The sequence below is a fragment of the Clostridium transplantifaecale genome, assembly GCF_900626075.1.
GTDB lineage: Bacteria > Bacillota > Clostridia > Lachnospirales > Lachnospiraceae > Otoolea > Otoolea transplantifaecalis.
Genome location: NZ_UYZY01000001.1, coordinates 373,432 through 384,629, shown reverse-complemented (window position 1 = coordinate 384,629; position 11,198 = coordinate 373,432). Strand labels below are relative to the sequence as shown.

The following is an 11,198-nucleotide window of genomic DNA, read 5'->3' as shown; positions in this document are numbered from 1 at the left end:
CTGGTCTGCGCCCGAAAAACTTCTCCACAGCTCCGTTATTCCACTGTCCTCGGTACCTTATACTGTTTTTCTTTCCGTGATGGCGCATTAGCGATCATCTCCTGAGACATATCTGAATTTGTCACCTCATCTTCCCGGAACACATTACGGGTATCAAACAGATGGGTCATCGGAGCCGTATCAGAGGTATTAAGCCCGTTTAACATATCAATATATTCGAGCATCCGCCCCATGTCTTCCCCGGCTTTTTTCTTTTCCTCCCCGGAGAGCTCAAGCTGCGCCAAGATTCCTACATACTCTATCATTTCATCATCAATTTTCACTGCCATGTTTTTCCTTCTTTCGGTTTTCTATTTGATAGATGGTTCTTCCCCGGTTCCGCATTTCACTATGGGACAAGACGGCTCATATCTCTTGGAAAGAGCGAAACTTCCCTCACGTTTTCCTCACCCAGAAGCTGCATCGTCATCCGTTCCAGGCCGATTCCCAGACCGCCGTGGGGAGGCATGCCGTATTTGAAGGTATCCAGATAACCGTCCATTCCTTCCACATCCATACCCCTCTTCTCTATTTTAGCCATCAGTTCTTTGTAGTCATGGATACGCTGGCCTCCCGTCGTCACCTCCAGCCCCCGGAATAAGAGGTCGAAACTCTTTGTAAATCTGGTATCTTCGGGATCATCCATCGCGTAAAAGGGGCGCTTTTTAGAGGGGTACTGTGTGACAAAAACAAAGTCGGCATTGTATTCTTCTTTGAAATAACGGCCGATCAGGTGTTCTTCCTCCGGTTCTAAATCATATGGGTTTCTGATTTGCATTCCGTATTTTTCAGCCGCCAGCTCCTTGGCCCGTGTAAAAGTTACGCATGGAATTTTGTCCGTCTTTGGCAGCTTGACTCTGAGGATTTCCAGTTCCTGGCCGTACTGCGTTCTTAACAGTTCCACCATGTACTGCAGGAAACCTGTTTCCATTTCCATGATGTCCGCAACGTCGTCGATATATCCCATTTCAAAATCAAGTCCCGTATATTCATTCAAATGGCGTTTCGTATTATGCTTTTCCGCCCGGAACACGGGGCCTATCTCCATGACGCGGTCAAAGACTCCGACCATCATCTGTTTGTAAAACTGAGGACTCTGGGCCAGCACGGCCGGGCGATGGAAGTAATCCAGTTTAAAGACGTTGGCTCCCCCTTCGGCTCCTCTGGCCCCAATCTTCGGAGAATGTATTTCTGTAAATCCCTGCCCCTGGAGAAATTCCCTGAATGCCCTGGCAATCCCCTCTTCTATCTTAAACCTGGCCCGTTCCCTTATATTCCGGAGTGTAAGGGGCCTCATATCCAGTCTGGCCTCCAGAGAGGCTCCCATCTTCCATTTGGAAACCGCGATTGGCATCGGTTCCGACGGTTTAGAGAGGATTTTCACGCTCTTTAACCACAGTTCCATTCCGTGGGGCGCCCTCTCCTCCGTTTTTACAATCCCGGTCACTTCCACAAAGGTTTCTTCCCTTATCTGCGAAAAATCGGCCTCTGTGACTCCCTTTTCAAATACCGTCTGCAGAACGCCGTCCCGTTTTCTCAGAATAATAAAGGCAATGTCTCCCATATTCCTGATATTCATAACCGCGCCGTTTACTTTGACCTCCTGTCCCGCCTTCCCATCCGTTAAAAGACTCTTAAGCTCCAGAACTTCTTTTTCTTTCATTCCTGTTAAAAAAAACATCTTTCTCCCTCGCTTTCTTCTTTGTGCACCGATGTTCCGGGTAGGACGAAGGGTCCAATGGATCAAAAAAGTCCCGGAACATCTTTCGACATTCCGGGACGGGATATTCCCGCGGTACCACCCGCATTTGAAAAGTAAAGCAGCGCTTCATCTTCTCACTCTCTTGTATGCTTAACGCGCATTCACGTGACGTCCTACTGACCGTTCGTACGTCCGGCTCCGGAGTGTTCCCTATTGTCTTACGCCCTCCTGACGCGGCTCTCAGCCGGTGACCGCGTCTTTCTGTCGGATTCTTTAAAACAGAGTCTCCTTCACTGCCTTTTTTATGGTCCTCACTATAAACTATTTTTTTGCGGTTGTAAAGGGTTTTTTGAAATTTCTTTTTGATATTTTCAAAATTGAGGGGCAATTTGGAGGGTGAAACATGAGGATGGGAACGGACGGGTGGGGAAATAGGGAGAGGGGGGAGGTGCGTCTTCATCTCCCCAAACCCTGCATTTCCAGAATTTTCACTGTCTTTTTTTATTAAGTTTTTTTTAAAAGCGTTGACATCCGGCCATCTATGCATATAATTTACCTGTATAAATAAGCACTTTCTGTACTAGACTGACTACTGTATTATCAGACAGAAACAAAAAAACGGAGGAAAACATATGTGTGGAATTGTTGGCTACATCGGAGACGAACAGGCGGCTCCTATCCTGTTGAGCGGACTCAGCAAGCTGGAATACCGGGGTTATGACTCGGCCGGAATCGCAGTTTATGACGGGACAGATATTAAGATGGAAAAGGTCACGGGACGTCTTAAGCGTCTTAAGGATCTGACAAAAGAAGGAAGCACCCTCTCCGGAACAGTCGGTATCGGACATACACGCTGGGCTACCCATGGAAGTCCTTCCGATACCAATGCCCATCCCCACTTCAATAAAGATCGCTCGATCATTGTCGTACACAACGGTATTATTGAAAATTACAGCAAATTAAAGCAGCGCCTCATCGGCAAGGGTTATGAATTCATCTCTGAGACCGACACGGAAGTGCTGGCCCATCTGCTGGATTACTACTACAACCGCAACCATAACCCGCTTGAGGCACTTACAAAGGTAATGCAGAAGGTGGAAGGTTCTTATGCCCTTGGTATCCTCTTTAAGGATTTCCCGGGCCAGGTTTTCTCCGCCAGAAAAGACAGCCCGCTGATCGTAGGACACAGCGAAAGCGGTAATTTTATCGCCTCCGACGTGCCCGCTATCCTTCAGTATACAAGGGAAGTTTTCTATATGGAGAACGAGGAGATTGCCGTTCTCTCCCGCGAGGGAATCAAATTTTACAACGTGGACGAGGAACCGCTTCAGAAAACATGCACCCGCATCGACTGGGACGTAAACGCTGCGGAAAAGGGCGGTTATGAGCATTTCTTCCTGAAAGAAATCTATGAGCAGCCAAAGGCTGTCCGCGATACGATCAGTCCGCGTATCCAGGACGGTGAGGTGGTGATCGAAGAGCTCGGCATGACGGATGAAGATATCCGCAGCATTAATAAAATTATGATCGTAGCCTGCGGCTCCGCCTACCATACCGGCGTCATGGCCAAATACGTATTTGAAGGGATTTCCAGGGTGCCGGTTGAGGTGGATCTGGCATCCGAGTACCGTTACCGCGATCCGATTTTCGACCGCAACACGCTTGTCATCATAGTGAGCCAGTCCGGTGAAACGGCCGACTCTCTCGCCGCCCTCAGAGAATCGAAGGCAAACGGCCAGAGAGTTCTGGGAATTGTTAACGTGGTAGGCAGCTCCATTGCCCGTGAGGCGGACAATGTCATGTATACCTGGGCCGGTCCGGAAATCTCCGTGGCAACGACAAAGGCATACAGCGCTCAGCTCGTCTCCTTCTATCTGCTTGCCCTGAAATTCGGCAGGGTCCGCGCCGCTCTGGCAGACAGTGACTACAGCCGGATGATTGAGGAGCTGCAGAAGCTTCCTGAGATGATGGATGAAATCTTAAAAGACCGCCAGCAGATTCAGCGTTTCGCCAACCGTTACCTGGCCGCAGAGCACATTTTCTTCATCGGCCGCGGTGTGGACTATGCCATCTCAATGGAGGGTTCCCTGAAACTGAAAGAGATTTCCTATATCCACTCGGAGGCCTATGCCGCCGGTGAGCTTAAGCACGGAACCATCTCACTGATTGAGGAAGGCACACTGGTCGTAGCTCTCGCAACCCAGGAAGCTCTCTATCCAAAAACCATCAGCAACGTTGTTGAGGTCAAGACCAGAGGCGCTTTTGTGATGGCGCTGACCAACGAGGATAATAAAGAAATCGAAAAAGTGTCTGATTTTACGGTTTATATTCCGAAGATTGACCGCTATTTCTCCGGCTCCCTTGCTATTATTCCGCTTCAGCTCTTCGCCTACTATGTTTCTCTGGGAAGAGGACTGGATGTGGATAAGCCGAGGAATCTGGCTAAATCTGTTACGGTGGAGTAAGGATTTCGTTGAGTCTTGTCCCTGGGCATAACCTGCCCCTCACCATCCTTAACCACGACCGTCGGCGGCGTACTCATTTTTCAACATAGTTAAAAACAATTTTAAAAACATTTCAGGAAAATATTGACATTCGCATTTTTTTGTGTATACTACAGAATAAAGAAAAGCAAAGGCGCTTCGGTACAACCGAGGTGCCTTTTTCTTTTGTAAATTTGCGTTAATGTTGCGTGCTGTGCAGTATCTGAAAGGAGTTAAGATTATGGAAAAGAACATCCCTGAGCTCTATGGAAGCCTTGTGTTTAACGACAAAATCATGAAAAACAAACTGCCGGGAGATATTTACAAGGCCCTTCGAAACACAATTGAAACCGGCCGTCATCTGGAGCTGGATGTTGCTAATGCCGTTGCCGTCGCCATGAAAGAATGGGCTGTGGAAAACGGCGCCACCCACTTCACCCACTGGTTCCAGCCGATGACCGGGATTACCGCCGAAAAACACGACAGCTTTATAAGCCCTCTCGGCAATGGCGATGTGATTATGGACTTCTCCGGCAAGGAACTGATCAAAGGGGAACCGGATGCCTCCAGTTTTCCTTCCGGCGGCCTGCGCGCCACTTTTGAGGCCAGAGGCTATACGGCCTGGGATCCTACCTCTCCTGCCTTTATAAAAGACGGGACCCTCTGTATTCCCACCGCGTTCTGCTCATACAGCGGAGAAGCCCTCGATAAAAAAACGCCTCTGCTGCGTTCCATGGAAGCCGTCAATAAAGAAGCGCTGCGCGTGCTGAAGCTCTTTGGCGATCATGACGTTACCCGCGTCTACTCCACAGTCGGTCCCGAACAGGAATATTTTCTCGTAGATAAAGAACTGTATAATAAGCGCAGCGACCTGAAGTTCTGCGGCAGAACCCTGTTTGGCGCCCCCGCACCAAAGGGTCAGGAAATGGATGACCACTATTTCGGCTCACTTCGCCCCCGCGTCCTTGCTTTCATGGCGGAGCTGGATGAAGAACTCTGGAAGCTCGGAATTCCGGCTAAAACCAGGCATAATGAGGTAGCCCCGTCACAGCACGAACTGGCTGTTGTGTACACAACCAACAATCTGGCCGCGGACAATAACCAGCTCACAATGGAAGTGATGAAGCGCACGGCTGAAAAACACGGCCTTGTCTGCCTTCTTCATGAAAAACCGTATGAAGGCATCAACGGAAGCGGCAAACATAACAACTGGTCACTCTCCACCAACACAGGTATCAACCTTCTGGATCCCGATAAAGAGCCTGCCAGAAATCTCCGTTTCATGCTCTTTCTGGCCGCCACCGTAAAGGCCGTGGATGTATACGGCGATTTACTGCGCGTCTCGGTTGCAACGGCGGGTAATGATCACCGCCTGGGAGGCAATGAGGCGCCGCCCGCTATCGTTTCCATGTTCATCGGTGACGACCTTGCAGCCGTCCTCGACATCGTCGAGAATGACTCAGAACCCGAAGCACGGGAAGAGGTTTCAATGAATGCGGGTGCAAAAGTCCTTCCGCATTTTGTCAAAGACACGACGGACCGCAACAGGACTTCCCCCTTCGCCTTTACCGGCAACAAATTCGAATTCCGTATGCCCGGCTCCTCCCTCCCGGTATCCGGCCCCAATGTGGTTCTCAATACTGCCGTCGCCGAGGTTCTTGGAGAATTTGCGGATCACCTGGAGAATGTACCCGCAGAAAAGCTGCCCGAGGAAATCCACACCCTGTTAAAAGAGGTGATACGCCGGCATAAACGCATTATTTTCAACGGAAACGGCTACTCGGAGGCCTGGGTGGAGGAGGCAAAAAAAAGGGGACTCTTCAATCTTCCAACCTGTGCGGAGGCTTTTCCCTGCTTTATAGCAGAAAAGAACATCGGGCTGCTCACAAAGCACCATGTGTTCACCCGGGAAGAAATCTTCTCCCGCTATGAAATCATGCAGGAGAACTATATAAAAACAATTATGATTGAAGCCAAAACCATGCACTCCATGATGAACAAAACCTTCCTCCCCTCCCTGCTCTCCTACATAAAAGAACTGGCCGAAACCGAAGTGAAAATGAAAAAAGCCCTGCCGTCAGCTTCCGTCTCCGCAATGGAAAAACGTTTAGACGGGCTTTCCGCTCTGTATACCCTCATCTCGGAAAAGACGGATGAATTGAAAACTGCATTTTCCTGTACGGACAGTTTGGAAGACAGCATGGAAAAGGTAATGTTCTGCCGTTACACCGTACTTGCCAAAATGAATGAACTCCGATCGTATGCAGATGAGGCGGAACCTATGATACCTGATGAATTTCTTACCTATCCGTCTTATGACAAGCTGCTTTTTTCAATATAGGAAATAAATTTAAGGAGGAGAGCCGTTATGCAGCCATCTGAACAAACAACGGGCCTAAGAGAAGAATGCGGTGTTTTTGGAATGTTTGATACGGGCGGTTCCAATGTCTCCGGGAATATTTTCTACGGTCTCTGCGCCCTTCAGCACCGGGGACAGGAATCCTGCGGAATCGCGGTCGGCGACACCAACGGGCCAAAGGCTCCGGCCCTGTATCATAAGGGCCTGGGCCTTGTACAGGACGTGTTCACGCAGGACACACTGGCCCGTCTCACCGGAAATATCGGCGTCGGCCATGTCCGTTACGCCACAACCGGCGCAGCCACTTTGGAAAATGCGCAGCCGCTTGTTTTAAATTACATCAAGGGAAGTCTCACTCTGGCCCATAACGGCAATCTCGTCAACGCCGCCGAACTGAAACGGGAACTTGAAAAAACGGGAGCCGTTTTCCAGACGACAATCGACTCCGAGGTCATCGCCCTGCACATTGCCAGGGAACGCCTGCATACCTCTACCGTAGAGGAAGCCATCAAGCGCACTGCCGCCAGGATAAAGGGGGCTTACGGCCTTGTTATCGCCAGTCCCAGAAAACTAATCGGTGTCCGCGATCCCTACGGTCTGAAACCACTCTGTCTCGGCAGATTGAACAATGCGTGGCTCATCGCTTCTGAAAGCTGCGCCATCGAGGCAGCCGGAGGTGAATTCATCCGCGACATTACCCCGGGGGAGATTGTCACCATTACAAAAGACGGCCTTCACTCCGACACGGGGCTTGGGCAGGCTGAAAACGCCCACTGCATTTTTGAATATATTTACTTCGCCAGACTGGACAGCCGGCTGGACCGTGTAAGCGTATACGAAGCCAGGCTGCGGGGCGGAGCCATTCTGGCCCGTTCCAGCCCTGTTCATGCCGATCTGACAGCCGGTGTCCCCGACTCCGGCCTGACGGCGGCTATGGGGTATTCCAGGGCGTCAGGCATCCCTTTTGAACTCATCTTCCATAAAAACAGTTATGTTGGAAGAACTTTTATCAAATCCAGCCAGAAGGAACGTGAAAACAGCGTGAAGATCAAGCTCAATGTTCTGGCTCCCGCCGTGAAAGGGAAACGCATCGTGCTGGTGGATGATTCCATCGTGCGCGGCACCACAATTAAAAATCTGATTCACATGCTCAAAGAAGCGGGAGCCCTGGAAGTCCACGTGAGAATCTCCTCTCCTCCGTTTCTGTATCCCTGCTACTTTGGAACCGACGTTCCCTCCAACAGACAGCTGATTGCCAGCAGCCATTCCACGGAGGAAATCCGCCGGTCCATAGGCGCTGACTCCCTGGCTTACATGCCCGCAGAACAGCTTCCTGAGATAGTAGGCGGCCTTCCGCTCTGCACGGCCTGTTTTACGGGGCATTATCCGATGGAAGTTCCCGGCACGGATATTAAAAATGCGCTGGAATCAGTTTGAATATTCTGAACACCGGTACTCAAAAAAGAATTCACTGAATAAGAAACAGCCGAAATAAACAAGAAAAAAATAGTGCCCTGAATTCACACATCTGCGAATTCAGGGCACCAAAAAAGGAATCGGCCACTCCCTCACCCATGCCGGTTCCTTTTTTGCATAAACAATTCATGTAAAATGAATTTTCAAGTCAATATTATTTTGTCTCTGTTTTCAAAGTCTTAAGTTCATCAAATACGACATCATTCAATACTTTGATGTAAGTGCCTTTCATACCGGAAGAACGTGATTCAATAACACCTGCGCTCTCGAATTTGCGCAGTGCATTGACAATGACAGAACGGGTGATACCAACTCTGTCTGCAATCTTGCTGGCAACCAGGATACCCTCATTGCCTTCCAGTTCATCGAAAATGTGTGTGATTGCTTCCAGTTCTGAAAATGATAATGTGCTGATAGCAGACTTTACAATCTGAATCTTTCTGGTCTCTTCTGCATTCTCCTCATTCACGGAGCGCATCATCTCAAGTCCTACTACCGCGGTGCCGTATTCGCTCAGAATAATGTCGTCAATATCATAATTTGCATCTGCTTTGTAGATAAACAGCGTCCCCAGACGCTCGCCGGAAATGTCGATTGGTGTAATGATAGCCTGATACTTCTTGACATTTTCCTCTGCAAAGCCCAGCGTTGCAAGATTGACATTTTCTTTGGTAGATAAAACGCTCAGAAGACGTTCGTTCAGCATGCGGTCAATGTAACCGCCTACCTGGTCTTCGATCAGTTCCTCTATCTCATCAATTCCGGGACAAATCGCAACCCCCAGCACTTTTCCCTTCTTGCTTATTACAAGAATGTTTGATTGCAGAATTTCGCCAAGCACTTCACAGATGTCATTAAAGACAACTTTGTGAGAATGGTTGTTATGCAATAATTTGTTGATTTTTCTTGTTTTGTCCAACAACTGAACACTCATTACCAGTTACCTCCTTTGCTTAATCTTTGTATCGTAAGAAATTATTGCTATCATGTACAAATTTTAACACGATTTCAGATTAATAACAAGAGTTTTTCTGGTTTTTTAAATTTTTTTAATAATTAGGGACGCTCATTAAGCGTTTTGACAAATCCGCAGGCCTCATTTGTGCAGAGAAGCTTGCTTCCTTTCTCCACCATCATGCCGCCGCATTCAGGACATTTCTCCATGGACGGCTTCTGCCAGGACATGAAGTCACAGTCCGGATTATCCTCACAACCGTAGTATTTACGGCCTTTCTTAGTCTTTCGGATCACTACTTCCTTACCGCACTTCGGACACTTCACACCGATCTTTTCAAGATATGGTTTCGTATTCTTACAGTCCGGGAATCCCGGACAGGCCAGAAATTTGCCGTGAGGACCATATTTGATAACAAGGTTCCTGCCGCAGAGTTCACAGATTTCTTCCGTGACTTCGTCGGCAATTTTGACAGTATCGAGTTTTACGTCCGCTTCTTTCACAGCTTCGGCTAAATCCGGATAAAAATTCTCTACAACCGTTTTCCATGGCATATTTCCGTCACCGATGCTGTCGAGCAGATATTCCATGTTTGCCGTAAAGGCGGTATCCACGATAGTTGGGAACGCCTTTTTCATCATGCCGTTTACGACCTCGCCAAGTTCCGTGACATACAGATTTTTATTCTCCTTTGCCACATAGCGTCTTGCAATAATCGTCGTAATCGTCGGAGCATAGGTACTGGGACGTCCAATCCCCTGCTCTTCCAGCGCTTTGACGAGAGATGCCTCCGTATAATGCGCAGGCGGCTGTGTGAAATGCTGGCTGCTGTCGAGTTCCACAAGTTCCAGGTTCATTCCCTTCTCAAGCTTCTCCGTCAGGGTATTGCTTTCCTCTTTATCTTCTTCCTGTATATAAACGGACATAAAGCCGTCGAACTTCACTTTGGACGCTGCCAGCGTGAAAATATGGTCTCCCGCCGCCACTCTGACCGATGTCGTCTCGTATACGGCCGGTTTCATACGGCTCGCGGTAAAACGTTTCCAGATGAGCTGGTACAGGCGGAATAAGTCCCTGGAAAGCGATTCCTTAACAAGGACAGGCGTCATAGCAATATCGGTCGGCCTGATTGCCTCGTGGGCATCCTGAATCTTGACATCCGTCTTCTTCGCCGTCGTCTCCTCGGACACATACTGGCCGCCGTACTGGGCTTTGATATACTCCCTTGCAGCCGTATCCGCTTCCGCCGCGATACGCGTGGAATCGGTACGCAGGTAAGTGATGAGACCTACCGTGCCGTGGCCTTTGACGTCAACGCCCTCATAGAGCTGCTGCGCCAGACGCATGGTCTTCTGCGTGGAAAAGTTGAGCGCCTTTGACGCCTCCTGCTGCAGGGTACTGGTGGTAAACGGAATCGGCGCTTTCTTTACGCGCTCTCCCAGTTTCACTTCACTGACTTCATACGGCTTGCCTTCCAGTCCGGCCAGAATCTGATCCAGCTCTTCCTTGTTGCCGATTGTCTTCTTTCCGCTGCCGCTGCCGTAATACTTGGCCGTCAGTTTCTTCTTGGAGCCGGGAACCTTCAGCTCGGCTTCCAGGTTCCAGTATTCCTCGGGAATAAATGAGTTAATCTCATCCTCCCTGTCGCATATCATCCTGAGTGCCACGGACTGGACACGTCCGGCGCTCAGTCCTCTCTTGACCTTTGCCCAGAGAATCGGGCTGATCATATAGCCCACCATACGGTCCAGAACTCGTCTGGTCTGCTGCGCATCCACCAGATTCATATCTATCTCACGAGGCTCCTTGAGGGATGCCTTTACCGCGTTCTTTGTAATCTCATTGAAGCTGATACGGTACACTTTCTTGTCCTTCAGCTCATCTAATTTCAGCGCCTTTACCAGATGCCAGGAAATCGCTTCCCCCTCACGGTCAGGGTCAGTCGCCAGATAAATCTTATCGGCTTTCTTCACTTCTTTGCGGAGCTTTGCAAGTATATCTCCTTTACCTCTGATGGTAATATACTTTGGTTCATAATCATTCTCCACATCTATTCCCAGTGTGCTCTTTGGAAGATCTCTTACATGTCCTCCCGATGCATCCACTTCATAATTTGTTCCCAGGAACTTCTTAATTGTTTTCACCTTTGCCGGTGACTCCACAATTACCAGACTCTTTGACATA

At 49.1% G+C, this 11,198-nt stretch carries 7 protein-coding genes and 1 other annotated feature; of the genes, 3 read left to right on the top strand and 4 right to left on the bottom strand.

The annotated features are described in order from the left end of the window. Positions 1 to 35: 35 nt before the first annotated feature. The gene (gatC, locus tag EJL91_RS01675) at positions 36 to 329 is read right to left on the bottom strand and encodes an Asp-tRNA(Asn)/Glu-tRNA(Gln) amidotransferase subunit GatC (RefSeq protein WP_125140232.1); all 294 of its coding nucleotides are present in this window, start codon (positions 327 to 329) and stop codon (positions 36 to 38) included. A 59-nt stretch (positions 330 to 388) separates the two neighbouring features. Then, positions 389 to 1,720: an aspartate--tRNA(Asn) ligase gene (gene aspS, locus EJL91_RS01670; RefSeq protein WP_125140231.1), complete on the bottom strand. Its 1,332-nt coding sequence runs from the start codon at positions 1,718 to 1,720 to the stop codon at positions 389 to 391. Between the two features lie 91 nt (positions 1,721 to 1,811). Beyond that, positions 1,812 to 2,044, bottom strand: a binding site (T-box leader). A 329-nt stretch (positions 2,045 to 2,373) separates the two neighbouring features. Here aspS and glmS point away from each other — a divergent pair. The 3 genes from glmS (at position 2,374) to purF (ending at position 8,020) form a co-directional block, all read left to right on the top strand. Then, the gene (gene glmS, locus EJL91_RS01665; protein ID WP_125140230.1) at positions 2,374 to 4,206 is read left to right on the top strand and encodes a glutamine--fructose-6-phosphate transaminase (isomerizing); all 1,833 of its coding nucleotides are present in this window, start codon (positions 2,374 to 2,376) and stop codon (positions 4,204 to 4,206) included. Positions 4,207 to 4,465: 259 nt separating this feature from the next. Further along, positions 4,466 to 6,565, top strand: a complete 2,100-nt coding sequence (locus tag EJL91_RS01660; RefSeq protein ID WP_125140229.1) for a glutamine synthetase III family protein — start codon at positions 4,466 to 4,468, stop codon at positions 6,563 to 6,565. A 27-nt stretch (positions 6,566 to 6,592) separates the two neighbouring features. Next, positions 6,593 to 8,020 carry an amidophosphoribosyltransferase gene (gene purF, locus EJL91_RS01655; RefSeq protein WP_125140228.1) on the top strand — a complete coding sequence of 476 codons (1,428 nt, stop codon included), beginning with the start codon at positions 6,593 to 6,595 and terminating at the stop codon, positions 8,018 to 8,020. A 193-nt stretch (positions 8,021 to 8,213) separates the two neighbouring features. On the opposite strand, the gene codY is transcribed toward purF, so the two are convergent. Together codY and topA are read right to left on the bottom strand one after the other, a co-directional pair. Next, positions 8,214 to 8,993 (bottom strand): GTP-sensing pleiotropic transcriptional regulator CodY, encoded by a 780-nt coding sequence (codY, locus tag EJL91_RS01650; protein WP_125140227.1) that lies wholly within the window; start codon positions 8,991 to 8,993, stop codon positions 8,214 to 8,216. Positions 8,994 to 9,115: 122 nt separating this feature from the next. Beyond that, a complete protein-coding gene (gene topA / locus EJL91_RS01645; protein WP_125140226.1) occupies positions 9,116 to 11,197 on the bottom strand; it encodes a type I DNA topoisomerase in 2,082 nt (693 codons plus the stop codon). Position 11,198: the final 1 nt, after the last annotated feature.